We start from the raw sequence: 24,940 nt of genomic DNA on the forward strand, positions 1-24,940 counted from the left end.
AACCAGTTTGGTGCTTATTGCATGAGAGATACACCTGTTCCCATGTCGAACACAGCAGTTAAGTCTCATTACGCCGGAAGTAGTTGGGGGTTGCCCCCTGTGAGATATGGTCGGTGCCAAGCGAATTAAAGCGACTGAGAAGCCGCTTTTACCAGTTATAGGGTGTCTTTACACTTTATATAGGGAGTTTAGCTCAGCTAATGCGCAAGCACTTGTTTCGAGGATTGCATGGCAACCGTAGAAACAGGGCAGTTGAGTTGAACTCCTACATGGGAGTTTAGCTCAGCTGGGAGAGCATCTGCCTTACAAGCAGAGGGTCGGGGGTTCGAACCCCTCAACTCCCATTAGGTCTCGTAGTGTAGTGGTTATCACGTCGCCCTGTCACGGCGAAGATCGCGGGTTCAAGTCCCGTCGAGACCGTTAAAGCATATCTGTGTTTTAAAAACCACAAGTGATTGTGGGTACCAAGTAATTGACTCGTTAGCTCAGTTGGTAGAGCAATTGACTTTTAATCAATGGGTCGCTGGTTCGAGCCCAGCACGGGTCATCAAGCGGATGTGGCGGAATTGGCAGACGCACTAGATTTAGGATCTAGCGCTTAACGGCGTGGGGGTTCAAGTCCCTTCATCCGCATTTAGCCGGCTTAGCTCAGTTGGTAGAGCATCTGATTTGTAATCAGAGGGTCGCGTGTTCAAATCATGTAGCCGGCATTAATAGAATAGAAGTATGCGAAAGTAGTTCAGTGGTAGAACATCACCTTGCCAAGGTGGGGGTCGCGGGTTCGAACCCCGTCTTTCGCTTCAGCTAGAGGTAAGCCGGGGTGGCGGAACTGGCAGACGCACAGGACTTAAAATCCTGCGAAGGGTAACCTTCGTACCGGTTCGATTCCGGTCCTCGGCATCGCTTAGATAGGCGATGAAATTAAAACTATGAGCACCCTTGGCTCAACTGGATAGAGTACCTGACTACGAATCAGGCGGTTGCAGGTTCGAATCCTGCAGGGTGCATCAAAGTTTCGAAGTGTCAAAAGCTTGTTTTTGTAAGCGAAGAAACTTTGAAGTGAAATAGTTTGTGATTGCGTCAGCAATCCGATCGTAGTGAGCTTAACGGTGTTAAGACAAACTATTGAGCATATCACAGGATAGGTAAAAAGATATATTGGGAGACAAATTCCAATATATCAGAAGTTCGGGAAGTAGCTCAGCTTGGTAGAGTACTTGGTTTGGGACCAAGGTGTCGCAGGTTCGAATCCTGTCTTCCCGATTGATGGCTAAACATCATGTTTACACTTAGGCGGTGTAGCTCAGCTGGCTAGAGCGTCCGGTTCATACCCGGGAGGTCGGGGGTTCGATCCCCTTCGCCGCTATTTTATTTTTTCAGTTGGACCTTTAGCTCAGCTGGTTAGAGCTCTCGGCTCATAACCGAGCGGTCGTTGGTTCGAACCCAACAAGGTCCACTTTTTATGGAGGATTACCCAAGTTCGGCTGAAGGGAACGGTCTTGAAAACCGTCAGGCGTGTAAAAGCGTGCGTGGGTTCGAATCCCACATCCTCCTTTCATTTCATTTGTTGATGTTTAAGTCGATATTTTGAATTGTGATATTCTAATTCTCCCTAGGCTCGGTAGCTCAGTTGGTAGAGCAATGGATTGAAGCTCCATGTGTCGGCGGTTCGATTCCGTCTCGCGCCATAGTGTGTCTTTTTATAAGACTTTGCGGGTGTAGTTTAATGGTAGAACCTTAGCCTTCCAAGCTAACTACGCGAGTTCGATTCTCGTCACCCGCTTACCATTTTTTATTATCTGGAATGGTTCCTAATCTATACTGATTAGGGCGCATAGCTCAGCTGGTTAGAGTGTTGAGCTTGCGAAATCGTAGCCAAAATTATCTAGTAGATGATTTTGCTGAAGGTGCCTCTTAGCAGCGGTATCAGACCTCTAACAACCTGAGTATATGAATCATTTTTATGTTTTGTGTAAACTTAGGGCGCATAGCTCAGCTGGTTAGAGCGCACGCCTGATAAGCGTGAGGTCGGTGGTTCGAGTCCACTTGTGCCCATTTGTTAGCTTATTCGAAAGATTATGGCTTTCAAAATGATTTGATAAATGATATAATAAAGAAGTTGGGGAAGTACTCAAGAGGCTCAAGAGGACGGTTTGCTAAATCGTTAGACTGGGAAACCGGTGCGCAGGTTCGAATCCTGTCTTCTCCGTCACATACGTCTATTGTTGAATAGACGTTTTTTTGCCTATGTAATGGCGTTTCCCAATAGTTAATTGCGTCTGATTAAGACGAGATTGGAGGTAGCATGTCGCTTCTTGACAAAGTTAAGATAGAAGAAATCAGATCTAGTGTCAATATTGTAGATGTGATTTCGCAACATGTGCACTTGTCTAAAGCTGGCACGAACTACCTAGGTCTATGTCCATTTCACGGGGAAAAAACACCAAGTTTTAATGTCAATGCGCAAAAGCAATTTTACCATTGTTTTGGCTGTGGCAAATCGGGAGATGTCTTTAAATTTCTTGAGGATTACAAGGATATTCCATTTCGTGAGGCAGTTAAAGAAGTTGCTGATATAGCTGGTATTCCTCTGGAAATAGACACAAAACCAGTACAAGATAATCCAAATCAAGCTATTTGTGATTTGCACAATCAAGCAGCACGTATTTATCACACTGTCCTAACCGCGACCGAAGAGGGCGCCAAGGCTCGAGAGTATCTGGCAAATAGAGGGATTTCTGATGACATCATTGAGAAATTCAACATTGGGTTGAGTTTGTCAGACAATGATTTCCTATACCAGAGTGTCAAGCAAAAGTTTGAAGAATCTGTTTTAACAAATTCTGGTTTGATAACATTTGCTGAGAAGCGCATTTTTGACAGTTTCCGTGGTCGAATTATGTTTCCGCTTAATAATGCGCATGGGCAGGTCATCGCTTTCTCTGGGCGTATCTGGCGGCCAGAAGATCTTGACAATAAAACATTAGCTAAGTATAAAAACTCAACGACCACACCAATTTTCAACAAATCTGAAGCGCTGTACAACCTTGACCGAGCGGCTAAAAGCATCAAAAAAACGCATGAAGTTTATTTGATGGAAGGCTTTATGGATGTTATTGCGGCTTATGAAAATGGCGTTAGCAACGCTGTGGCAAGTATGGGAACGGCATTGACGGAGGGACATATCCGCAAACTTCGGTCGCTTGCTAAGAAATTTATTCTCGTTTATGATGGGGATAAGGCTGGGCAGAATGCCATTTACAAGGCTTTAAATTTGCTGTCTTCGGATGATGTTGAAGTTGTTCGGATTCCTGATGGTCTAGACCCTGACGAGTACAATAAAGCTTATCCAGGTGCGCTTGGCACTTTGATGACCACTGGTCGGATGGCACCAGTGGAGTTTTTGATGGATCATTTACGACCAGCGAATTTGACTAATTTGCTGGCACAATTAGAGTTCATTGCCTTAATGGCGCCTAAAATTGCGGCGATTGACTCTTTGACTGCGCAAGATGCGTATATAAAGCGATTAGTTGAGATTTTACCGGATTTCGAGTATAATCAAGTAGAGTCTGCTGTGAATGAAAGACGGGAAAATGTGGTGGCCTCACAGCCAACTTATGACGAACCGTTTATGTTTGATGATGGCATGGCACCTCCGCCACCTGAGGATGATGGTTATTCATCTGTCGCCCGAACACCTGTAACGCCTATTCCTGTAATGGGTGCTAAGAAGTTGTCGCAGATTGAGTTATCTGAGTTACAATTACTGCATCGGATGATTTATCATCCCAGTGTTATGGCACGTGTCGTGTCAACGCCTAATTTTAAATTTGTGCATCGGCGGTATCAGCAACTGTTTGAGATGATGGCACGCTTGGGAGAGGCAGATGAAGCTAGTTTGAGGGGACAGTTGACTGGAGAAGACTCGGAAACATTTTCCAAGATTTTATCAACCGTCAATGTCCCAGATGAGGTATCGAATCAAGAAGTTGACGATTTATTGAAAAATTTTGTAATAGGGGATAAGCTGTCTCAGATACAAGTCCTACAAGAGCAACTTTTACAAGCTGAGCAAACTGGAAATGAAGTGTTGAAGACACAACTAACCTTTCAAATTGTGCATTTAACGCGTCAACTTGATGCTCAGAAACAACAAGATGGGGTATAAAATTGGTAGAAACAAAAAAAAATAATAAAAAAATCGGTTCAGCATTTGATGTTGCGGTTGCGGAATTTGTTCGTGACCACAAGAAATTAGGTCAAGCTGTCGATGATGATATTACAGTTGAACTCATCACAGAATTTGAGTTAGATGCTGAAGGGATTGAAGCCTTACTGACAAAAATTCAGGATGCCGGTATTTCAATCGTTGATAAAAAAGGTGAACCATCGGTGATGACACTTGAGTCAACTAAAATCGATGAAAAGGAAGCGGAAGAAGAAGTCGAAGAAATTGTGACCAATGTCCGTATCGATGATCCGGTTCGGATGTACTTAAAAGAAATCGGTCGCTTCCCACTGTTGACATTTGACGAAGAAACACGTTTAGCTGAAGCAATTGTTGCGGGTGGTGAAGAAGGCGAAATGGCTAAGCAAATGCTTGCCGAAGCCAATCTTCGTCTCGTGGTCTCTATCGCCAAACGTTATTCTGGCCGTGGTATGCAATTTCTTGATTTGATTCAAGAAGGGAACATGGGGCTGATGAAAGCCGTCGATAAATTCGACCACACCAAAGGTTTCAAGTTCTCAACTTATGCCACGTGGTGGATTCGTCAAGCCATCACGCGTGCCATTGCCGACCAGGCACGGACGATTCGGATTCCAGTCCACATGGTTGAAACGATTAATAAATTAATCCGGATTCAACGCCAACTCTTACAAGATTTGGGTCGCGACCCATCTCCTGAGGAAATTGGGGCAGAAATGGATATCAAGCCGGAACGCGTGCGAGAAATATTGAAGATTGCTCAGGAACCTGTATCGCTTGAAACACCGATTGGTGAAGAAGATGATTCACATTTGGGGGACTTCATCGAGGACGATGCGATTGAAAGTCCAGTTGATTATACCAACCGTGTGATGTTGCGTGAGCAGCTTGATGAGGTTATGGATACCTTGACTGACCGTGAAGAAAATGTTCTTAGAATGCGTTTTGGTTTAGATGATGGCCGGATGCACACCCTTGAAGATGTTGGCAAGCAGTTCAAAGTCACACGCGAACGGATTCGTCAAATTGAAGCCAAAGCTTTGAAAAAATTACGTCATCCAAGACGTAGTAAACAATTACGAGATTTTATGTAAGTCTGTTAGAGAATGTCAAATGGCGTTCTTTTTTTACTTAAAAGCATCTAGTGAATAACCTGTGTTTTAGCATTTGATTTGCAATATATGAGAATAGTGGTATAATACTAATATATAAATGTTAATAATCTAGTATAACATTCGATAAAAATCTTGACAGAGGGAGGCGCCGCCATGTATCATTTCTTAGCAGAGTAGAGCAGAGCAGAGCGACCTCTTCTTATCTATTAACATATAACCTAAGTTACTTTATAAATGATACATAAACTGAACGTGTTTGAATGGTCAGCCTTTTTGGCTAACCTTGAAACACGTTCAGTTTTTTGTCTACCAAAATAAATTTTAGGAAAAGAAGAAGGAGTTCAAGATGGTTAAACGGGTTAAAAAAGCGAAAAAGGTCTTAACGGATGTCGGGCTATTCAGCTGTTTGGTTTTGAGTGCCGTCGTCCAGCCAGTCCAGTCATTTGCAGAGGTCGTCCTCAGCCCGACAGGGAGTGGTTTATATCGTTATTGGAAAAATAAGGATTCATTTTCTGCTTTGTATAACGGTTTTGCTAGTTCAAAGGATAGTTCGGATGGATTGGGTTCGGTGGAATCTGTTAATAGTTCTGTTCGGTATCCATTACCACCGATTACTGGATCTTACTACTCAACCAATGCGTTTAATGTCTTTAGAAACAGTGGGGTAAATGGCAAAGTTGATCAATACTTTAACTTAGAAGGCACTGGTACTACCTTAAAAGTAAAAGATGGCGATGAGATTGAGATGTGGAAAAGAAGGAGTTCGAAAGGCACTTGGACAGAAAGTATGAATAGCAATGGTGTCTATACGTCGAATTTTCGAGATATTTTCACCAAAGAAAAAGTGACTGTCACGCAAGCTAGTCAATTCTCCTATTTAATCCATAAACTCAATGAATTGGATGGTCCCATAGTTGGTACTAGAGCGCAAGAAGTCCGTGAATTGGCGGCTAAAATCTCACTCCTAGCCCATCGCTCAGAGTTTGAAATGTTACCTTTGAATTATGAATCAAGTTATGGGAAGACAAGTTGGAATTATCAACGTCTCTTACAAGAACTAGGTAAGACAGAAGCTGAGTTAGAACAAGACTTGTCTGATCTGCAAACTCAAGCAGAGGAATTAAAAGACCCTTACGGTGTTAGTAAATTTGAACTGACTCAGACAGGCGACCGAACAGCTAAGCTAGATTACTTTATCTGGAACAAGACCAAAGACCATCGCTATATCGACCCAACCGAGACTTTCTATGTTAAATTAAGTGGCTGTAAATTTAGCACAACGCCGCCGGGTGTAGATAGTACGCCAACCTATGCCAAATTTACAATGGGTACAGAACTGTCTGAAATTATCATTGATGATTTTTCAGAATCAGATAAAACGATTTCGGCTTACTTAGAATCTACCACCCCCTGTCTGAAAGTGGTATCTTGTTGAGCAATATGGATAAATCAACCTACACAACGGGCGATAATCGTTTAATGGGTGCTTTTCCTGTACGCATGAAAGAGGATGTTTTTGGTCGCCAACAGATTCGTCAGTTTGATGAAATCAGAATTCAAAATGATTTTTTCAAAAAAGTCACACCTAATGTCTTCAATACAGACTTAACAGTTTATGAAGCGGGGGATAAAAATGATGTCGACTTTCTTGCGGATGGTATCTCAGGAACGCGAGGGGATTCCGTTGAGTTTGCGGATAGTTTTTGGCGTATTCTTTATGTAGATGACCAAGGACATGCTCTTATCATTAGAGAGAGGTCTTTAGGGGAGTTAAATAATTTTAATGCGAAAATTACAGGTTCTCAAAACGGACAATTTTGGCAAAACGAAGACAAGTCAAGAGGCTATCAAGAAAGTCAACTAAAAACAGTCATTGATAACTATTATGAGAGCGATATCAAAGATACCTATTGGGAAGACTATGTGTCGAAAGTGACGGTACAAGACCCAACGTTTAAGGAATTTTTAGATAAAGACCTGATACCAAAAGAACATAGATTTTCCGATGAGCTGTCTAAAGTGCTAGATAATTTTAACCTTGCCTATGAGCGTGGGATTCTTGGATTAGGCAAAGGACCAGAGGTAAACAATCTTAGTTACGGTAATCTCCAACAAACTGAGAATCGTTTCCCGATTAAAATTGGCACAGGTACTAAACAAGCCTTTGCTTTAAATTTTGCGGATATGAACACTTTTGAGATGGAACCTAAGTATTCTGCCACTCCTAGTACGGGGAGTAATGGCGTACCTTTGATTTTATTTAATCTTTTACAACAGGAAATATTGGAAGAATATAATCCATACGGTAAACAGTATAAGATGTGGTTACGCTCCGCTGAAACTCTCTCGACGACCTATGAATATCCAATACAAAAATTGACGAGAGATGCTGGACCTGGAACGACATATGTTGCAGTACCCGCACTTGTCCTAGAAGACTCAGAAGGCCCACCACCTCCCCCAAGCACGACCCCACCGAGTACAACACCACCCCCAAGTACGACTACGCCACCGAGTACCACAACACCACCGAGTACCACTACGCCACCGAGTACCACTACACCCCCAAGTACGACTACGCCACCGAGTACCACAGCACCTCCAAATACAACGACGCCCCCAAGTACGACACCATTACCAACAACCTCAGGTAATCAACCCAAACTGCCATTTACGGGAGAGCTAGAGGAAAAACTCGCCATCGGCATCAGCATTGGTCTTGTTGCTTTTATAGGTGTTATCTTCGTTTTAGAAAAAAGAAATAAAGTAGAAAAATAAACAATGCTTAGGCAGACTAGCTGCTGAAAAGTAAAATAATAGTGTTTCGAGCTGACATTGCGCTTGAAACGCTATTTTTTAGAGGCTTTTTGTCTCAGCTTTTTTTGCATCTAAAAATGATTTTAAATGAGCATTTTTCTTGAAAATAGATTACAATAAGCATATAATATGATTAAAGGTCAAATTTGGTCAAACGACCATTTACCTTTTAATAAATAAAAAAATCAAGGATTTTCTCAATATTTTGAAGTCTTCTTTATACTTTTAAAACATTGGGAAATACTTGCAACCTGTAAAGGAGTTACCGTCTATGCTCTGTCAAAATTGTCAATTAAATGAAGCAACGATTCACCTCTACACAAATGTAAATGGTGTCAAAAAACAAAATGATCTCTGTCAAAATTGTTATCAAATCATGAAAGCCGGCGGGCCGACCAATCTTTTCGATGGTAGCAGTCAAGGCGTGACCAACCAGTCAGATTCTAACTACAATCCCTTTGATGATCTTTTTGGTACATTAGGAGACAGCCTAAACCGACCTAATGGTCGCCCAGATAGTGCCACACCGCCAACGCAGTCTGGTCGTGGTGGCAATGGTGGTCAACCGCCTCGTGCCCGCGGTGGTAATGCGCAACCTAAAGGCATGCTAGAGGACTTCGGGTTCAACGTGACTGAAAGCGCACGTAAAGGCGAGATCGACCCAGTCATTGGGCGAGATCAGGAAATTACACGCGTGATTGAAATACTCAATCGTCGAACTAAAAATAACCCTGTCTTAATTGGCGAACCCGGTGTTGGTAAAACAGCTGTTGTTGAAGGTTTAGCCCAAAAAATCGTCGATGGCGATGTCCCTCAAAAACTACAAAATAAAGAAGTTATTCGTCTTGATGTTGTGAGCCTTGTTCAAGGAACAGGCATCCGTGGTCAATTTGAAGAACGGATGCAAAAATTGATGAAAGAAATCTCAGATCGCAATGATGTGATTCTTTTCATTGATGAAATCCATGAAATCGTGGGGGCTGGTTCTGCTGGTGATGGCAATATGGATGCAGGTAACATTTTGAAGCCTGCATTGGCACGTGGTGACTTACAACTAGTCGGTGCAACGACCTTGAATGAATATCGGATTATTGAAAAAGATGCGGCACTTGAACGTCGGATGCAACCAGTTAAGGTTGATGAACCTTCTGTCGATGAAACGATTACCATTTTACGTGGCATTCAAAAACGCTATGAAGACTATCATCATGTGACATATACCGATGAAGCGATTGAACAGGCAGCCATCTTATCTAATCGTTATATCCAAGAACGTTTCTTGCCTGACAAGGCTATTGACTTGTTAGATGAGTCCGGCTCTAAGAAAAATCTGACCTTGAAATTCGTTGACCCTCAGGAAATTGCCAAACGGATTCAGTCTTCTGAAGATGCAAAAAATGAAGCATTACGATCTGAAGACTTTGAAAAAGCTGCACATTTCCGTGATAAAATCGCTAAATTACGAGAATTGTCCAAGCAAGAAATGACTGATGAAGAAACACCAGTCATTACTGAAAAGGATATTGAAGCAATCATTGAAGAGAAAACGCATATTCCTGTCGGTGACTTGAAAGAAAAAGAACAAACACAGTTAATCAATCTAGCAGATGACTTGAAAGCGCACGTCATCGGTCAAGATGATGCCATTGATAAGATTTCTAAGGCAGTCCGTCGTAACCGTGTGGGGCTTGGTAAAGCTAATCGACCAATCGGTAGCTTTATGTTTGTTGGTCCAACTGGTGTTGGTAAAACAGAACTTGCTAAACAATTAGCACTAGAGCTTTTTGGTAGTCAAGACAGCATGATTCGTTTTGACATGAGTGAATACATGGAAAAACATAGCGTGGCTAAATTGATTGGTGCGCCTCCTGGCTATGTTGGTTATGAAGAAGCAGGTCAATTGACTGAAAAAGTTCGTCGTAATCCTTACTCGCTGATTTTGTTAGACGAAATCGAAAAAGCGCATCCCGATGTCATGCATATGTTCTTGCAAATCTTGGATGATGGTCGTCTGACAGACGCACAAGGTCGCACGATTAGCTTTAAGGATACAATTATCATCATGACCTCAAATGCTGGGACTGGTAAATCTGAAGCTAATGTTGGCTTTGGCGCAGCACGTGAAGGGACGACAAACTCTGTCTTAGGTCAACTCGGTGATTTCTTCAGCCCCGAGTTTATGAATCGTTTCGACGGTATCATTGAATTCAAAGCCTTGAGCAAAGCCAATCTCCTGAAAATTGTTGATTTGATGTTGGCGGATGTTAATGGTCAAATTGCTCGAAATGAGATTCATTTGGATGTTACACAAGCAGTCAAGGAAAAATTAGTTGACATCGGCTATGATCCCAAAATGGGTGCGCGTCCACTGCGTCGTACCATCCAAGATCATATTGAAGATGCCATCGCTGATTTTTATATCGAATATCCCGAACATAAAATGCTTGCAGCAGATGTTATTGATGATCAAATCGTCATTGTCAATCAGTCTGATGATGTAGCATCGGATGTAGAAAATGTAGAAACTGCAGCAGATGCAGGCGATGTTGATGCTTAAAAAGATGAAAAAGAGCTGGGTTAGCTCTTTTTTGGTGGCTAAAAAGAGAAAAATTTGGATCAACTGAAACTAAAATAGTTTCAATCTAGATTTACAAGATATTTGATGTTATACTTTTATTATAATTAAATAAAACCATAGGAGTCAGTTATGACAGAGCAAGCTGCGCATAAGTCTGAAAGCACCCGAAAAAGAACACTTTTGAAACTGTTGCAAGAACATAAAAAGCTGACGAATGAAAAAATGAGTGAGTTACTTTTTTGCTCACAGGCAACATTAAGAAGAGAATTGATTGACCTTGAAAAAGAGGGGCATATCAGACGTATTCGTGGAGGTGCTGTGCTAGAAGTGGCGCAAAATCACGAAATCAGTGTTGACTATCGCTATCATATCAATGCTAAAATGAAAGAACATATTGCAGAAATTGCTAGTACTTTCATCGGTTCAGGAATGAGCCTTTTCTTAGATTCAAGTGGTACCGTTAGCAAAATTATGCCATATTTAGCGACAGTGTCAAATTTAGTTATTGTGACTAATGGCTTGAAAACGGCCTATGACCTAATTCAGATTAAGACGAATGACAGTAAAGTTTTCTTTCTTGGCGGAGAAGTCATTTACGATGCTGCAAGTACGGTGGGAAATTATGGGAATGATTTCTTAGATGCGATTAATATTGATTTGGCATTATTATCAACAACAGGACTAGATGAAAATGGCGCCTATGAAGCTAATTTTGAACAAATGATGTTAAAACGTCGCATTTTAGAAAAGTCAAAAGCTAGTATTTTAATGGTTGATTCTACCAAATTTGATAAATTAGAACCTTACAAACTTTCAAGTCTATCACCATTTGAAAGTGTGATTACAGACACAATCTCAGAGGAACAGCTGACACGTCTCCAAGATGTAGGTGTTGAATTACTCTATTAAAAAGTTATAAAAAGTTAGCCTAGTCTAGCTTTTTTTGCTTATAGAAAAACAAAAGTTGTCAGACTGACTGTGAAGGGGCTGTTGAAGAAATTTCAACAAACTCTTCATCTATTGAAAAAAAGTTTTGAAAACGCTATCATATAGTTGTCGACAGAAACTAAGAAAGAGGTTAAGAATGTCTCAACAAAAATGGTTTTCAGAATCAAGATACGGTCTATTTATTCACTTTGGTTTATATTCAGTTGCCGCTAGGCATGAATGGGTACAAACTTTAGAAGAAATGAGTATAGCAGATTATCAGAAATATTTTGAACACTTCAATCCAAATTTACTTGATCCAAAAGAATGGGCTAGAAAAACTAAAGCAGATGGTTTCAAGTATGTGATTATCACAGCCAAACACCATGATGGTTTCTGTCTCTGGGATACAAATGAAACAGATTACAAAGTAACTCGGACACAGTATCAAAAAGATTTATTGGCGGAGTTGATAACAGCCTTTCGTGCAGAAGGCATTAAAATTGGTATTTATTATTCTTTACTTGATTGGCATCATCCAGATTTTCTAGTAGATGGTTATCATCCGATGCGAAATAACCTAGACTATCAAGAAAAGCACTCCGGCAACATGGCTAACTATCGTCAGTTCATGCAAAATCAGATTCAAGAGTTATTAACTAACTATGGTGAAATTGATTATTTATGGTTTGACTTCTCCTATCCGACAAGAAAATGGGCGCATCACATAGGTAAAGGTGCAAAAGATTGGGGGAGTGAAGCACTCGAGCAACTGGCTAAAGGATTACAGCCCAATATTTTGATTAATGACCGCTTAGATTTATCACGTGGTGTTCAAACACCAGAACAGTTTTCGAGAAGCAAAGCTAGTGAGTCAGAGGAAGACATTTGGGAAACTGTGCAAACTCTGAATAATAGCTGGGGCTATGATCGCGATAATTTAAATTTCAAATCAAGCGAGCTCGTTGCCAAACAGTTGGTTGACACCGTATCAAAAGGTGGAAATTTCACGATGAATGTCGACCCCAATGCGAGGGGACTTTGGAATGAAACAAGTGATGATATTTTAGCTGAAGTTGGTAAGTGGTTATATAAACATGGCGAAAGCATCTACGGAGCCGGCCACAGTCAATTTCAAGCACCAGTTGACTGTCGCTATACGCAAAATGGTAACAAGCTGTACCTGCATCTATTCTCTTGGCCCTATCGAACCCTTTTATTGCCTGAATTAGGTGGAAAAGTCAGCTTCGCGCGACTACTAAATGATGGGAGTGAAATTCGTTTTGCTGATACCAAAAATCTTGGCGGCGAGCGTGAAGCAACGGATAATCTTTACAAAGAAATCACTGAGGTGCATGTCAAAGAATCATTAGATCCAACCATGTTAATGCTTAATTTACCAATTCAAGCACCCAATGAATTGATTCCAGTCATTGAATTAACGTTAAAAATAGATTAGGAGACAAGTATGAGTTTTTCATTGATATTAGTCAGCCATGGCGACTTGGCTAAGGGCATGCTAGAATCTGGAGAAATGATTTTTGGGCAATCAGAAGGCATTTCGACAGTCACGTTTGAACAGACCGATTCACCCCAAAAATTAACTGGAAAAATACAACAACTTGCACTAGAGAATAAAGCAAAACCCATTCTATTTCTAGCTGATCTCTATGGTGGCACACCATTTAACTGTGCTAATCAAATCGTCGAACAAGCTCCTGAACGTATGGCAATTGTTGCGGGCATGAATTTACCGATGTTGATTCAAGCGATGACCGAACAGATGTTGGGAGAAGAGAATCTAGATACTGTTGTCCAACATTTAATCTCTGAAGGGCAAAATAATATCAAAAGTCCTTGGGAGATTAAAGAAGTTGCAGTAAAAGAAGGCAAACAAGTCATTAAGGAGAAAAGTAGCGTGAAAACATTAGGAATAAGCCATGTTCGTTTGGATGAGCGACTGATTCATGGACAAGTAGCGACTTTGTGGTTAGGGGCAACAGGTGCCTCACGAGTCATGATTATTGATGATGAGGTCGTCAAAGATGACTTGGCGAAGGCATCTCTAAAAACGGCTGTCCCCGGTGGGATTAAACTCAGTATTTTAAAAACAGATACAGCTATAAAACGTTTGAAAGACAAAGTATATCAAGGACAAAAAGTCTTTATCATTGTCAAAAAAATATCGACTATTTTTAGATTATTAGAGGCAGGGCTACCGCTTACTTCGTTTAATCTGGGTAATTCTAGTCAACAAGCAGGGGAACTACCTGTTACAAAATCTGTTTTTCTATCAAAAGAAGAGGTTGCTCATCTAGGCGAATTAGAAAAGCAAGGTATATTGATTACAGCACAAATGGTGCCAATGGAAGAGGCAAAACCATTCTCAAGTTTTTATGGAAAGTAGGTAAGTAATATGCAAATCGAAATGTGGCAAATTATACTGTTATCGCTCTTAGGCTTTTATGCGATTGTTGAAAACTTAGGAATTTGTATTCTAGCCAATCAAGCGCTGATGATGGGTACCATTACTGGTTTGATTATGGGTGACTTGACGACAGGTTTAGCTGTTGGGGCAACATTACAGCTGATGGGATTAGGGATTCAAGCCTATGGTGGCGCAAGTGTACCAGACTATATGACCGCGAGTATTGTCGGAACGGCATTTGCGGTGATGAGTGGTAAGGGCGTTGAATTTGGAATTGGTTTAGCGGTACCAGTTGGTCTACTGATGATTCAATTAGACATCCTTGCACGTTTTTGTAATGTCTTTTTCCAAAAGCGGATAGATGCGGCTGTTGAACAGGTCAACGAAAATAAAATTAAATTATTTCACCGTCTCGGTATTGTTAGCTGGGGATTATCACGGGGCTTACCTATCTTCTTAGTTTTAAGTTTTGGTGAAAGCATTGTTAAATTTGTATCTGATGTTATTCCAACTTGGGTGACAGGAGGTCTTCAAGTTGCAGGCGGCATGTTGCCTGCTGTCGGGATTGCGATTTTGCTTCGCTATTTACCTGTTAAGCAATTTATTTCTTACTTGCTATTTGGTTTTGTTGCAGTTGCTTACTTGCATATCCCAATGTTTGGTGTTGCTATTGTTGGCTTCGCACTCGCCATGTTACAATTCAAAAAGCTGACAGAACAGTCAGCAATAACACAACAAGTCGTCGTAAATGAAGGGATTAGTGCAGATGAATACGAAAATTAATCAAAAAGACTTAAATAAAGTTAGCCGAGACTGGATAGTCGGTAGTCAAATATCGTGGAACTATGAGCGCATGATGGGTGGCGGTTATCTTTATGCCATGCTACCAGTTTTGAAAAAGTTTTACGGTGGTAACCAATCCGAATACCAACAAATGATGGAGACTGAAAGTCAGTTCTTTAATACAACGCCTCATATGGGCGGTCTTATCTTAGGAATGGACATTGCCACACAAGAAGCAGAAAAATATCAATCAAAAGAAACAGTGGCAAGTTTAAAAACAGGTCTAATGGGGAGTTTGGCTGGTGTTGGAGATACAATCTTTGGTGTACTATTTCCGACCATCTTTGGTTCAGTTGCTTCTTACTTAGCATTAGATGGCAATGCGATAGGCGTTATCATCTGGTTATTAGTCAACATTGCGATTGTTATCTTCCGTTATTACTCTGTCACGATTGGCTACAAGCAAGGGGTTAAATTGGTCGGTAATATGAGTGGTCAGTTGAATGCGTTGACTAACTCTGCTACATTACTTGGTGTAACGGTCATTGGAGCCATGGTACCAAGTGTCGTAAGGGCACCGATTACGATGGTCTTTAAATCAGGTAAAGTCAAATTAAATATTCAAGAGACACTTGATCAGATTATGCCTATGATGATACCAGTACTTTTAGTTGCTGTGATTTATTATCTACTTGGTAAAAAATGGTTCAATTCAACAAGAGCAATTGTCAGTGTTATTATCTTGGGCATTTTACTCAAAATAGCAGGAGTGATGTAACCTTGCTATCTGAGAAAAAAGTCATCTTACTTGGCAGAATTGCAACGGTATTGTCTGTTTTGATGTATGTGAGTTATTTGGCGCAAATTCAATCTAATTTAACTGGTGTCAAAGGTAATTTTGTCCAGCCACTTGTTGCAAGTGTTAATTGTACCTGTTGGGCAATTTATGCTTTTTCAAAGAAAGAGCGAGACTATCCAGTTTTTATCGCCAATTTACCCGGTGTTTTTCTAGGGGTGATAACGGTATTGACTTCCTTTTGATATCAATAACTAGACAATCAAAAAAACGTTCTAACAGTCAAATCTGTCAGAACGTTTTTGTCTTTAGTCAATAATCAACAGACCATCTTTTATCGCAAAAGGATCAGCTTCATTGATGCGATCGTAGAACATGATGCCATTGGTGTGGTCAATCTCGTGTTGAACGACCATGGCATCGTAGCCTCTGAGTTTGAGGCGTTGTTTATCGCCATTTTTATCAATATAGTCGACTGTGACACGCGCGTGACGGATAACGTAGCCAGGGACGTCACGATCAACAGAGAGACAGCCTTCGCCATCAGCAAGGGCCGCATCTTGAACGGAATGTGCCACGATTTTAGCATTGTACATGATTGTTGCTAGACTGTAAGCTTCGTTGGCTTTTTCAGCAGCTTCTTTGCTTTCAAATTCTTTGGGAACGAGGCAAGCGATGATTTTTTTAGAGACATCGAGTTGTGGTGCAGCAAGACCAACGCCACCACGTAGGCCCATTTTTTCAGACATGACGGGGTCTTGTGAGTTCCGTAAAAACTCCAACATCTTTTCACCTAGGATAATATCTTCGTCAGAGAGTGGTAGGGCAACGTCTGCACCTACCGCGCGAAGCGTCGGATTGTCTTCACGGACGATATCGTCCATGTCGATTAAATGACTGGCTTTGATTAAATTTTCTTGTATTGACATGATAACCTCTTTTTAATGAATTCACATTCATTATACCACAAAACAGGGGTCAAAAATGGTAAAATTGACCTATGATAGAAAAAGATACGTCAAGAAAATTTGAGTTAATTTCAAAGTATGAGCCATCTGGTGATCAGCCAACAGCGATTGAAGCGCTGTGTGAAGGCATTGAAAATGGTGAGAAGGCGCAAATCTTGCTGGGAGCGACGGGGACTGGTAAGACTTATACCATGAGTCAGGTGATTGCGCGTGAAAACAAGCCAACGCTTGTTATCGCCCACAACAAAACGCTTGCCGGTCAGCTCTACGGCGAATTTAAGGAGTTTTTTCCTAATAATGCGGTCGAGTATTTCGTGTCTTACTACGATTATTATCAGCCCGAGGCTTATGTGCCGAGTTCTGATACCTACATCGAAAAAGACAGCTCGGTCAATGACGAAATTGACAAGCTCCGCCATAGTGCGACGAGCTCGCTTTTAGAGCGCAATGATGTCATCGTCGTCGCATCGGTCAGCTGTATTTATGGTTTGGGGAATCCCAAGGAATACGCTGATAATGTGGTTAGCTTGCGACCGGGGCTTGAAATTTCACGAGACCACTTGCTCAATAGCTTGGTAGATATCCAGTTTGAGCGCAATGACATTGACTTCCAGCGTGGCAAATTCCGCGTGCGTGGCGATGTCGTCGAGATTTTCCCCGCCTCTCGTGATGAGAATGCCTTTCGTGTGGAGTTTTTCGGCGATGAAATCGAGCGAATTCGTGAGATTGAAGCCTTGACTGGTCATGTCTTGGGCGAAGTCGAACATTTGGCGATTTTCCCCGCAACCCACTTTGTGACCAATGACGACCATATGGAAGAATCAATTGCTAAAATTGAAACTGAACTGGCAGGTCAACTCAAACACTTTAACGAGGAAGGTAAGTTGTTAGAAGCGCAGCGTTTGGAGCAGCGGACTAACTATGACATCGAAATGTTGCGTGAGATGGGCTATACCAACGGTGTCGAAAATTATTCGCGTCATATGGACGGTCGAAGTGAGGGCGAGCCGCCTTATACGCTGCTAGATTTCTTCCCAGATGATTTTTTAATCATGATTGACGAAAGTCACATGACCATGGGGCAAATCAAGGGGATGTATAATGGTGACCGGTCACGTAAAGAGATGCTGGTTAATTATGGTTTTCGTTTACCAAGTGCGCTCGATAACCGACCACTCAGACGAGAAGAGTTTGAAAGTCATGTTCATCAGATTGTCTATGTTTCTGCGACACCTGGTGACTATGAACTGGAGCAGACGGATACGATTGTTGAACAGATCATTCGGCCGACTGGTCTACTTGACCCGATCGTAGAGGTTCGCCCCATCATGGGGCAGATTGATGATCTCCTAGGCGAGATTAATCTGCGCGCTGAGCGCAACGAACGGACATTTGTCACGACCATGACCAAGAAAATGGCTGAGGATTTAAGCGATTATCTCAAGGAAATGGGTGTCAAGGTCAAATACATGCACTCGGATATTAAGACGCTGGAGCGGACGGAGATTCTGCGTGATTTGCGGCTAGGTGTGTTTGATGTGCTAGTCGGGATTAATCTCTTGCGTGAGGGGATTGATGTGCCTGAGGTATCCTTGGTAGCAATTCTGGACGCCGATAAGGAAGGTTTTTTGCGCAATGAACGTGGCTTGATTCAGACGATTGGGCGTGCGGCGCGGAACTCGGAAGGGCGCGTGATTATGTATGCTGATAAGATGACGGAGTCCATGCGCAAGGCGATTGATGAGACCGCTCGCCGTCGTGAAACGCAAATGGCTTATAATCTTGAGCATGGCATCACGCCAACGACGATTATCAAGGAAATTCGCGATAAAATCGGCTTGACCAAGGTAACCGATGATGGTCAAGAAGTCGAAGTGGACTATGAAACCATGAATCGGAAAGAACGCAAGGCAGCAGTTAAAACGCTGACCGAGCAGATGAATGAAGCAGCTGGCAACTTAGATTATGAACTTGCAGCGCAAATTCGGGATACGATATTGGAAATTAAGGCGATGGACTAGCAGTAACAGGCGATTTAAATATAGAAAAAGATGTCAAAATTTTTTTGAAGTAGAAAAGCTTGACATCTTTTTTTAAAAGCGTATAATTATACTGTTAGGTAATAAATATACAGAAAAGAGATAACTTATGAAGATGAAAAAAATGATTTTAGGTGTTGCTGCGGCAACGGCTGTACTCGCTTTGACGGCTTGTGGTTCAGATAAAAAGGCTGAGCCCAATCACTATGTCAATCAAATCAAAGATAAAGGGACTTTGACCGTCGCCTTGAATCCTGAGTTTGCGCCTTTTGAATTTCAAGTGATTAAAGATGGCAAAAATACAATTGTGGGTTCTGATGTTGACTTAGCTAATGAAATAGGTAAGGCTTTGGGGGTAAAAGTCAAGTTCCAAGCGATGGACTTTAATAACGTGCTTGCATCAGTCGAATCTGGTAAGGCTGACATAGCCATTTCAGGGATTTCAGCAACACCAGAACGCCAAAAAGCATATGACTTCTCAACGTCCTATTATACAGCGAAAAATGTGATGATCGTTCAAAAGTCACAAGCAGATGCTTATCAAAACCTGTCAGCATTTGACGATAAGAAAGTGGCCGCACAAAAAGGAACGGTTCAAGAAAATATCGTGAAAGAGCAAGTCAAAGGGGCTAATCTGGTGAGTTTGACGAAGAACGGTCAGATGATTAATGAGCTAAAAAACGGCACAGTTTCAGGTGTTGTCTTTGAAGAGCCAATCGCTAAAGCTTATGCCGCAGCAAACTCGGATTTGACGATTGTGTCAAGCATTGACTTTGACTCCTCAAAATCAGATAGTTATGCCATTGCCATGCCTAAGGATTCTGGTAATCTGAAAAAAGAAATTGACAAAGTGATTACACAACTTAAAGCTGATGGTAAAATTGAAGCATTTGTCAAAACTAATTTTGAATTATCTCAAGCGGCAGCGAAATAACGCAATCAAGTAAAACACGAACAATCCCTAGAAATTTCAGTGAAATAAGGGATTTTTGTGTACAAAGTTTCACAATATGATATAATAGTATCAATATTTAGTTAATTCTAAATATTACGATGAGTTTAATCATGAACTCATCTGTAAAATAAATCGGAGGTTTCTACCAAATGACAGTTTACAATTTTTCAGCAGGACCAGCAGTCTTGCCAAAACCTGTGCTTGAACAGGCTCAAAAAGAAATGCTTGATTACCGCGGAAGTGGTATGAGTGTGATGGAACTGTCCCATCGCTCCTCCGAGTTTGATGAAATCATCAAAGCTGCTGAGTTGCGCTTGCGTGACTTGATGGCGATTCCAGATAATTACAAAGTCCTTTTCTTACAGGGCGGTGCATCATTACAATTCTCTATGCTCCCACTGAATCTGGCTCAGAAAAAGAAAAAAGCCTACTATGTTGTTGCGGGCTCATGGGGCAAAAAAGCTTATACAGAGGCTGTTAAGTTATCGAAGACGATTGATTTCCAACCAGAACTCTTAGCGTCTTCAGAGGCAACAGTTTATAACCATATTCCGACTTTTGATGCGGCAGCGATTGATCCAGAGGCTGCTTACGTGCATTTGACGACCAATAATACGATTGAAGGCACGACGATTTATGACTTGCCAGAGACGAATGGTGTGCCAATCGTGGCAGATATGAGTTCTAATATTTTGGCGGTTCGTTACAATGTTGCTGACTTTGGCTTGATCTATGCTGGCGCTCAAAAAAACATCGGGCCTGCTGGCGTGACGATTGTTATCATTCGTGAAGACTTGCTCAACGATGAGCCGGTTCTTTCTTCAATGTTGGACTACCGTATCCAAGCGGATAACGGCTCACTCTACAATACACCACCGACTTACGGTATCTATATGGCACGCCTCGTTTTTGACTATGTGGCAAGCCTTGGTGGGGTTGATACCATGCAGGCTAAAAATATCGAAAAAGCTAACTTACTTTATGACTTTATCGATCAGTCTGAGTTTTACTCAAATCCTGTTGCGAATAAAGCTGATCGTAGCATCTGTAATATCCCATTTGTGACCCCGACGGACGACTTGGACAAGCTATTTAATAAAGAAGCACTTGAACATGACTTCAAAAATATCAAAGGTCATCGCTCAGTTGGGGGCATGCGTGCGTCGATCTATAACGCCTTTCCACTTGAAGGGGTGCAAGAATTGGTCGCCTTTATGAAGGCATTTGAAGCTAGAAATTCAGCTTGAGTTTGTTTACCGTTTGGCGTTTGATTGCGTCATATAAATATGGCGCATGATTCAGTAAAAATAGAAAGCAAGAAGATGACAACATTTTCAGTAAAAACTTATAATAATATCAATAAAATCGGTCTTCGTGAGCTTGGCAATGCCTTCCAAATCGACGGCGATCACAAAGAAAATCCAGATGCTTATATCATTCGCTCTGAGAACTTACATGGCACTGAATTTCCAGAAAATCTAAAAGCTATCGCTCGTGCGGGAGCTGGAACGAATAATATTCCGATTGAAGAAGCGACTGACAAAGGAATTGTGGTGTTCAACACGCCAGGTGCTAATGCCAATGCCGTGAAAGAAGCCGTGATTGCCTCAACACTTTTGAGTGCGCGTGATTATATTGCAGCTAATGAGTGGGTTAATACTTTAACTGGTGATGATGTACCCAAGCAAGTCGAAGCAGGTAAGAAACAATTTGCAGGCTCTGAAATTACAGGCAAAAACTTTGGTGTCATCGGTCTTGGCGCAATTGGTGCCCGTATCGCAAATGATGCGTATCGTCTAGGTATGCACGTTTACGGCTATGATCCATATGTGTCGATTGAGACAGCTTGGAACATTTCAAGTCACGTCCGTCGTGTGAATGATATCAAGGATATTTTCAGAAATTGTGATTATATCACGATTCACGTGCCCTTAACAGAAGAAACCAAAGCAACTTTCAACCGTGAAGCCTTTGATGTTATGGGCAAAGACGTGACGATTATCAACTTTGCGCGGGGCGAGCTGGTTGACAATGACGCCTTGTTTGATGCCATTGAAACAGGCGTTGTCAAGCGTTATATCACAGATTTCGGAACAGAAGATTTGCTTAATAAGGAAAAAATCACTGTTCTCCCACACGTGGGTGGCTCGACTGAAGAAGCTGAGCTCAATTGTGCGATTATGGCAGGGCAAACGATTCGCCGTTTCATGGCGACAGGTGAAATCATTAACTCTGTTAATTTCCCGAACGTGAAGCAAGCTTTGACAACACCATTCCGTATTACCTTAATCAATAAAAATGTGCCCAATATCGTCGCACGTATTTCGACATGTGTGTCGGAAGCGGGGATTAATATCTCAAATATCATTAACCGCTCTAAAGGCGACCATGCCTATACTTTGCTTGATTTGGATGAGTCAGATGAAGCGAAAGTAAGGGCACTTGCTGCTGAGTTTGATAGCTCAGACAATATCGTGAGAGTTAGGATTATCAAAAAATCATGAAAACATTTTACTGGTACCCTAAATGTTCGACTTGTCAAAGAGCGCATAAAGAATTAGACGCACTCGGTGTGTCGGTTCAAGAAATTGACTTGAAAACGACCCCACCCAAGGCTGAACTCATCTTGTCATGGCTTGAAACATCAGGGGTTGATAAAAAGAAATTTTTCAATACGTCTGGCATCAGCTACCGTGAGCTTGGCTTGAAAGATAAGATTGCAGATCTTTCACTTGAAGATGCGGCAGACTTATTAGCCTCTGATGGGATGTTAATCAAACGTCCAATCTTGCTCGATGAAGATGGTAAGATTTTACAAATCGGTTATCGGACTGACTATGAAACTTTACTAGTCTAAACAAAAATGAGGTTGGGACAAAAGTCAGGAATTCCTTATTTTTGACAAATTTTGAAACTGAAAAACCGCATGAAATCAACGTTTCCAGAAACGCATTTCGTGCGGTTTTCGTATTTTGAAACTTTTGTCCCAGTCTCATTTTTGTTGGCTTATAAATCAATTTCAAGTAAGATTGGTGTGTGATCTTGTCGAGCACCTGAGTCAATCATTTCAGATTTGGTGACTTTATCAGCGATGCTTGTTGACGTTAGCCAGTAGTCAATCCGCCAGCCAGCGTTGTTGATTTTACTGGTTTTAGAGCGCTGCGCCCACCAAGAATAGACATTTGGTACTTGACCATGCACATGGCGGAAGGTATCGGTAAAGCCTGCTGCGAGTAAGTTGGTAAAGCCTTGGCGTTCTTCATCTGTAAAGCCTGGAGAATTGCGATTATTATTAGGATGTGCCAAATCGATTTCGAAGTGGGCAACATTGTAATCACCTGTTGCGATGACAGGTTTTTTCGCGTCCAATTCTATCAGATAGTCGCGGTATTTTTCGTCCCAAATTTGGCGTTCTGCCAAGCGTTTCAAGCCGTCACCAGCATTGGGCGTATAGACTTGGGTCAGGTAGAAATTATCAAAATCAAGCGTAATAATGCGACCTTCACTATCCATGGTCGAAGGCGCACCGATTTCTGGCGTTTCAATGGTAACAGACAAGTTTTGTTTGTAGAGAAACATTGTCCCAGCATAGCCTTTACGGGCTGGTTCGACGGATGAGCGCCAAGCGATGACATAATCAGGAAAACGCTCTGCTAGGATTTCCAAGTGTTTTTTGGTTGGGCCTTTGCCAGAAAGTTTGGTTTCTTGTAAGGCGATGACATCGGCATCTAAACTCGCAAGCGTGGTCAGCACAGCTTGTGAGAGTTGGGCGCGTGGCGAATCGCTGGTTAAAGCAGCGTTGAGGGAATCAATATTCCAAGAGATAAATTTCATTTTCATAGGTTTTATTATACCAGAAATCTAAGCGATTGACTGCTTCTGTCGCTTTTTTGGATTGATTTTATGTTATAATGAATGAAAATAATATCTCATAATTTTATACTTAATGACATCAAGGAGGGCTAATGTTTGTTGTAACAGTGATTCTATTTTGGTTGTTCATAGGCTTTTTTGTTGCTTTATTTTTAATCGTTTTAAGTACAATTTTATTGTTGATTTGGCGAGTAAGAAAAGCCAAAGGTAAAAATCCTAAAAAAAGGTGGTTGATTCTGCCATTAATCGTTTTGATTCTGCCATTAATCGTTTTGATTCTGCCATTAATCGTTTTGATTCTGTCATTGTTATTCGAGTTGATTCCTTTGGGGATTATCAGCCTGAATTGGCAAAAAAATCGAGCGGAGATGAAAGAAAAAGTTACATTAAAATCGAAAAAAATTGTTTATTGGAATCAAAACAACTATCACACTTTCGTATTAGACGGTGTAAAATATGCTGTTATTTCTGCTGATGATGAACCTTTTAATTTTAATCAGGATGGCTTTTCTCGCGGTGATGTGATTGCAAATATTACAGTGAGTGATGACAGTTTTAGTTATAAATTAGTAAATGGTGTGTCAGAGCGTGAGAACAATATGCAAATGATTTTACCGCTTAAAACGAAAAGTCAATTTCTATTTTATGGCGTTGCAGATAGTTTGACGGTGGAAATACGCTCTCCTTACGTTTTGGCTCAAGAACTTCCGAAAATACAAGCTTATTATCGAAACTTAGAAAATTATGATAAAGAAAATGTTATCTGTGATGCGTTAGTATTTGGTAATCATAATGACTATCAGACTATCGACAAAGCATTGAAATTAAATCTAGAAGTTTTTAAAACGCTTGCAGACTTGTCCCAATCCGAGGAAAACTTAATAACAGTAGCAGTTCCGCAAGACTATACTGATATTGAAGCGCAAAAGAAGAAAGGTGACTTTGCCAGTGGCTTTGAGCAATGGGCAATAAATGTTTTCAGTCAAGACAAAGTGGCAACGCAATCGATTAGGTTAGCAAAAATAGATCAGCAAATTTATCGTGTGAAAAGTCTGGGCACAAATATGGAAGGTGTTGAGGGAAGTGTATTAGAGGGCTATAAAATTGACCCTGCTCTCAATGCTTATCTTCTGTCAACTGTTTTTCACGGTCGTTTCATAAATTTTTTATTACGTCAGTCAATATCTTCTCATTCACCAAGCATTGCAATAGATTCTGCTTGACACTAACCCTTTTATTTACTTGTTTCAAATAAGTACGATGGACCAAAATGGCGAATTTTCTAAACACATTCAAAACTTTTTGCGCATTCTCTGAGATGACCTGACACTCATCCTCAGAAAATACAACATCCAGCACCCAATGTAAACTCTCAATTTTCCAGTGCTCACGGACAATCATTAATAATTTTTCAGGTGTCGCCTCAAGACTTGAGATATAATAACTCATTT

Annotated in this window: 20 protein-coding genes, 16 tRNA genes and 1 rRNA gene; 34 read left to right on the forward strand and 3 right to left on the reverse strand. The window is 41.2% G+C overall.

Going from position 1 to position 24,940, the window contains the following annotated elements; all coding sequences use genetic code 11:
* Positions 1-6 precede the first annotated feature (6 nt).
* The 28 genes from rrf to ACYQ21_RS09070 all read left to right on the forward strand — a co-directional run bounded on the left by rrf (position 7) and on the right by ACYQ21_RS09070 (position 15,899).
* Positions 7-122: ribosomal RNA gene (rrf, locus tag ACYQ21_RS08935) — 5S ribosomal RNA — on the forward strand.
* Between the two features lie 149 nt (positions 123-271).
* Positions 272-344: transfer RNA gene (locus ACYQ21_RS08940), tRNA-Val, on the forward strand.
* A 3-nt stretch (positions 345-347) separates the two neighbouring features.
* Positions 348-420, forward strand: a tRNA-Asp gene (locus tag ACYQ21_RS08945).
* A gap of 54 nt (positions 421-474) precedes the next feature.
* A tRNA-Lys gene (locus ACYQ21_RS08950) sits at positions 475-547 on the forward strand.
* A gap of 4 nt (positions 548-551) precedes the next feature.
* A tRNA-Leu gene (locus ACYQ21_RS08955) sits at positions 552-633 on the forward strand.
* Between the two features lie 4 nt (positions 634-637).
* Positions 638-710 (forward strand) — tRNA-Thr (locus ACYQ21_RS08960).
* A gap of 18 nt (positions 711-728) precedes the next feature.
* A tRNA-Gly gene (locus ACYQ21_RS08965) sits at positions 729-800 on the forward strand.
* A 14-nt stretch (positions 801-814) separates the two neighbouring features.
* Positions 815-900, forward strand: a tRNA-Leu gene (locus ACYQ21_RS08970).
* Between the two features lie 33 nt (positions 901-933).
* Positions 934-1,007 (forward strand) — tRNA-Arg (locus tag ACYQ21_RS08975).
* A gap of 182 nt (positions 1,008-1,189) precedes the next feature.
* A tRNA-Pro gene (locus tag ACYQ21_RS08980) sits at positions 1,190-1,263 on the forward strand.
* A 29-nt stretch (positions 1,264-1,292) separates the two neighbouring features.
* Positions 1,293-1,366, forward strand: a tRNA-Met gene (locus ACYQ21_RS08985).
* Positions 1,367-1,382: 16 nt separating this feature from the next.
* Positions 1,383-1,456, forward strand: a tRNA-Ile gene (locus ACYQ21_RS08990).
* 8 nt (positions 1,457-1,464) lie between these two features.
* A tRNA-Ser gene (locus tag ACYQ21_RS08995) sits at positions 1,465-1,554 on the forward strand.
* Between the two features lie 61 nt (positions 1,555-1,615).
* Positions 1,616-1,688: transfer RNA gene (locus ACYQ21_RS09000), tRNA-Phe, on the forward strand.
* A gap of 24 nt (positions 1,689-1,712) precedes the next feature.
* Positions 1,713-1,783: transfer RNA gene (locus ACYQ21_RS09005), tRNA-Gly, on the forward strand.
* Between the two features lie 198 nt (positions 1,784-1,981).
* Positions 1,982-2,055, forward strand: a tRNA-Ile gene (locus ACYQ21_RS09010).
* 66 nt (positions 2,056-2,121) lie between these two features.
* A tRNA-Ser gene (locus ACYQ21_RS09015) sits at positions 2,122-2,209 on the forward strand.
* A 96-nt stretch (positions 2,210-2,305) separates the two neighbouring features.
* The gene (gene dnaG, locus ACYQ21_RS09020; protein WP_460057738.1) at positions 2,306-4,171 is read left to right on the forward strand and encodes a DNA primase; all 1,866 of its coding nucleotides are present in this window, start codon (positions 2,306-2,308) and stop codon (positions 4,169-4,171) included.
* Positions 4,168-5,304 carry an RNA polymerase sigma factor RpoD gene (gene rpoD / locus ACYQ21_RS09025; RefSeq protein WP_460057777.1) on the forward strand — a complete coding sequence of 379 codons (1,137 nt, stop codon included), beginning with the start codon at positions 4,168-4,170 and terminating at the stop codon, positions 5,302-5,304. The genes dnaG and rpoD overlap by 4 nt, the downstream gene beginning before the upstream one ends.
* Positions 5,305-5,671: 367 nt before the next feature.
* Entirely contained in the window at positions 5,672-6,760 is a 1,089-nt protein-coding gene (locus ACYQ21_RS09030) for a hypothetical protein (protein WP_460057741.1), read from the forward strand.
* A 5-nt stretch (positions 6,761-6,765) separates the two neighbouring features.
* The gene (locus ACYQ21_RS09035; protein WP_460057743.1) at positions 6,766-8,103 is read left to right on the forward strand and encodes a hypothetical protein; all 1,338 of its coding nucleotides are present in this window, start codon (positions 6,766-6,768) and stop codon (positions 8,101-8,103) included.
* Positions 8,104-8,413: 310 nt separating this feature from the next.
* On the forward strand, positions 8,414-10,699 hold the full coding sequence (locus ACYQ21_RS09040) for an ATP-dependent Clp protease ATP-binding subunit (RefSeq protein WP_460057745.1): 2,286 nt from the start codon (positions 8,414-8,416) through the stop codon (positions 10,697-10,699).
* Between the two features lie 150 nt (positions 10,700-10,849).
* A complete protein-coding gene (locus ACYQ21_RS09045) occupies positions 10,850-11,629 on the forward strand; it encodes a DeoR/GlpR family DNA-binding transcription regulator (protein ID WP_460057747.1) in 780 nt (259 codons plus the stop codon).
* A 175-nt stretch (positions 11,630-11,804) separates the two neighbouring features.
* Entirely contained in the window at positions 11,805-13,106 is a 1,302-nt protein-coding gene (locus tag ACYQ21_RS09050; protein ID WP_460057749.1) for an alpha-L-fucosidase, read from the forward strand.
* 9 nt (positions 13,107-13,115) lie between these two features.
* Positions 13,116-14,054 (forward strand): PTS sugar transporter subunit IIB, encoded by a 939-nt coding sequence (locus tag ACYQ21_RS09055; RefSeq protein WP_460057751.1) that lies wholly within the window; start codon positions 13,116-13,118, stop codon positions 14,052-14,054.
* Between the two features lie 9 nt (positions 14,055-14,063).
* Entirely contained in the window at positions 14,064-14,858 is a 795-nt protein-coding gene (locus ACYQ21_RS09060; RefSeq protein WP_460057753.1) for a PTS mannose/fructose/sorbose/N-acetylgalactosamine transporter subunit IIC, read from the forward strand.
* Complete coding sequence (locus tag ACYQ21_RS09065) at positions 14,842-15,636, forward strand: PTS system mannose/fructose/sorbose family transporter subunit IID (protein ID WP_460057755.1); 795 nt, start codon at positions 14,842-14,844, stop codon at positions 15,634-15,636. The genes ACYQ21_RS09060 and ACYQ21_RS09065 overlap by 17 nt, the downstream gene beginning before the upstream one ends.
* Positions 15,637-15,638: 2 nt before the next feature.
* Positions 15,639-15,899, forward strand: a complete 261-nt coding sequence (locus tag ACYQ21_RS09070; protein WP_460057757.1) for a SemiSWEET family transporter — start codon at positions 15,639-15,641, stop codon at positions 15,897-15,899.
* A 63-nt stretch (positions 15,900-15,962) separates the two neighbouring features.
* Here the strand turns inward: ACYQ21_RS09070 and def are convergent, their stop codons facing one another.
* Entirely contained in the window at positions 15,963-16,583 is a 621-nt protein-coding gene (gene def / locus ACYQ21_RS09075; RefSeq protein WP_460057759.1) for a peptide deformylase, read from the reverse strand.
* A 71-nt stretch (positions 16,584-16,654) separates the two neighbouring features.
* On the opposite strand from def, the gene uvrB reads away from it, so the two are divergent.
* From uvrB to ACYQ21_RS09100, 5 genes are all read left to right on the forward strand, one after another.
* The gene (uvrB, locus tag ACYQ21_RS09080; protein WP_460057762.1) at positions 16,655-18,643 is read left to right on the forward strand and encodes an excinuclease ABC subunit UvrB; all 1,989 of its coding nucleotides are present in this window, start codon (positions 16,655-16,657) and stop codon (positions 18,641-18,643) included.
* Between the two features lie 127 nt (positions 18,644-18,770).
* The gene (locus ACYQ21_RS09085) at positions 18,771-19,595 is read left to right on the forward strand and encodes a transporter substrate-binding domain-containing protein (protein ID WP_460057764.1); all 825 of its coding nucleotides are present in this window, start codon (positions 18,771-18,773) and stop codon (positions 19,593-19,595) included.
* Positions 19,596-19,765: 170 nt separating this feature from the next.
* The gene (serC, locus tag ACYQ21_RS09090) at positions 19,766-20,863 is read left to right on the forward strand and encodes a 3-phosphoserine/phosphohydroxythreonine transaminase (protein ID WP_460057766.1); all 1,098 of its coding nucleotides are present in this window, start codon (positions 19,766-19,768) and stop codon (positions 20,861-20,863) included.
* A 75-nt stretch (positions 20,864-20,938) separates the two neighbouring features.
* Entirely contained in the window at positions 20,939-22,120 is a 1,182-nt protein-coding gene (locus ACYQ21_RS09095; RefSeq protein ID WP_460057768.1) for a 3-phosphoglycerate dehydrogenase family protein, read from the forward strand.
* On the forward strand, positions 22,117-22,473 hold the full coding sequence (locus ACYQ21_RS09100) for an arsenate reductase family protein (RefSeq protein WP_460057771.1): 357 nt from the start codon (positions 22,117-22,119) through the stop codon (positions 22,471-22,473). The genes ACYQ21_RS09095 and ACYQ21_RS09100 overlap by 4 nt, the downstream gene beginning before the upstream one ends.
* A gap of 149 nt (positions 22,474-22,622) precedes the next feature.
* Here ACYQ21_RS09100 and ACYQ21_RS09105 read toward each other — a convergent pair whose 3' ends face one another.
* The gene (locus ACYQ21_RS09105; RefSeq protein WP_460057779.1) at positions 22,623-23,450 is read right to left on the reverse strand and encodes an exodeoxyribonuclease III; all 828 of its coding nucleotides are present in this window, start codon (positions 23,448-23,450) and stop codon (positions 22,623-22,625) included.
* Positions 23,451-23,581: 131 nt separating this feature from the next.
* On the opposite strand from ACYQ21_RS09105, the gene ACYQ21_RS09110 reads away from it, so the two are divergent.
* Positions 23,582-24,712 (forward strand): hypothetical protein, encoded by a 1,131-nt coding sequence (locus tag ACYQ21_RS09110; protein WP_460057773.1) that lies wholly within the window; start codon positions 23,582-23,584, stop codon positions 24,710-24,712.
* Here the strand turns inward: ACYQ21_RS09110 and ACYQ21_RS09115 are convergent.
* On the reverse strand, positions 24,645-24,940 hold a 296-nt coding region (locus ACYQ21_RS09115; protein WP_460057775.1), incomplete at its 5' end, for an ISAs1 family transposase. The two genes, ACYQ21_RS09110 and ACYQ21_RS09115, sit on opposite strands and share 68 nt — an antisense overlap.

It is taken from the genome of Pseudolactococcus yaeyamensis, from assembly GCF_054658615.1.

Coding starts and splice junctions, on each gene's coding strand:
- dnaG (WP_460057738.1), top strand. CDS start 2,306: ATGTCGCTTCTTGACAAAGTTAAGATAGAAGAAATCAGATCTAGTGTC.
- ACYQ21_RS09030 (WP_460057741.1), top strand. CDS start 5,672: ATGGTTAAACGGGTTAAAAAAGCGAAAAAGGTCTTAACGGATGTCGGG.
- ACYQ21_RS09035 (WP_460057743.1), top strand. CDS start 6,766: ATGGATAAATCAACCTACACAACGGGCGATAATCGTTTAATGGGTGCT.
- ACYQ21_RS09040 (WP_460057745.1), top strand. CDS start 8,414: ATGCTCTGTCAAAATTGTCAATTAAATGAAGCAACGATTCACCTCTAC.
- ACYQ21_RS09045 (WP_460057747.1), top strand. CDS start 10,850: ATGACAGAGCAAGCTGCGCATAAGTCTGAAAGCACCCGAAAAAGAACA.
- ACYQ21_RS09050 (WP_460057749.1), top strand. CDS start 11,805: ATGTCTCAACAAAAATGGTTTTCAGAATCAAGATACGGTCTATTTATT.
- ACYQ21_RS09055 (WP_460057751.1), top strand. CDS start 13,116: ATGAGTTTTTCATTGATATTAGTCAGCCATGGCGACTTGGCTAAGGGC.
- ACYQ21_RS09060 (WP_460057753.1), top strand. CDS start 14,064: ATGCAAATCGAAATGTGGCAAATTATACTGTTATCGCTCTTAGGCTTT.
- ACYQ21_RS09065 (WP_460057755.1), top strand. CDS start 14,842: ATGAATACGAAAATTAATCAAAAAGACTTAAATAAAGTTAGCCGAGAC.
- def (WP_460057759.1), bottom strand. CDS start 16,583: ATGTCAATACAAGAAAATTTAATCAAAGCCAGTCATTTAATCGACATG.
- uvrB (WP_460057762.1), top strand. CDS start 16,655: ATGATAGAAAAAGATACGTCAAGAAAATTTGAGTTAATTTCAAAGTAT.
- ACYQ21_RS09085 (WP_460057764.1), top strand. CDS start 18,771: ATGAAGATGAAAAAAATGATTTTAGGTGTTGCTGCGGCAACGGCTGTA.
- serC (WP_460057766.1), top strand. CDS start 19,766: ATGACAGTTTACAATTTTTCAGCAGGACCAGCAGTCTTGCCAAAACCT.
- ACYQ21_RS09095 (WP_460057768.1), top strand. CDS start 20,939: ATGACAACATTTTCAGTAAAAACTTATAATAATATCAATAAAATCGGT.
- ACYQ21_RS09100 (WP_460057771.1), top strand. CDS start 22,117: ATGAAAACATTTTACTGGTACCCTAAATGTTCGACTTGTCAAAGAGCG.
- ACYQ21_RS09105 (WP_460057779.1), bottom strand. CDS start 23,450: ATGAAATTTATCTCTTGGAATATTGATTCCCTCAACGCTGCTTTAACC.
- ACYQ21_RS09110 (WP_460057773.1), top strand. CDS start 23,582: ATGTTTGTTGTAACAGTGATTCTATTTTGGTTGTTCATAGGCTTTTTT.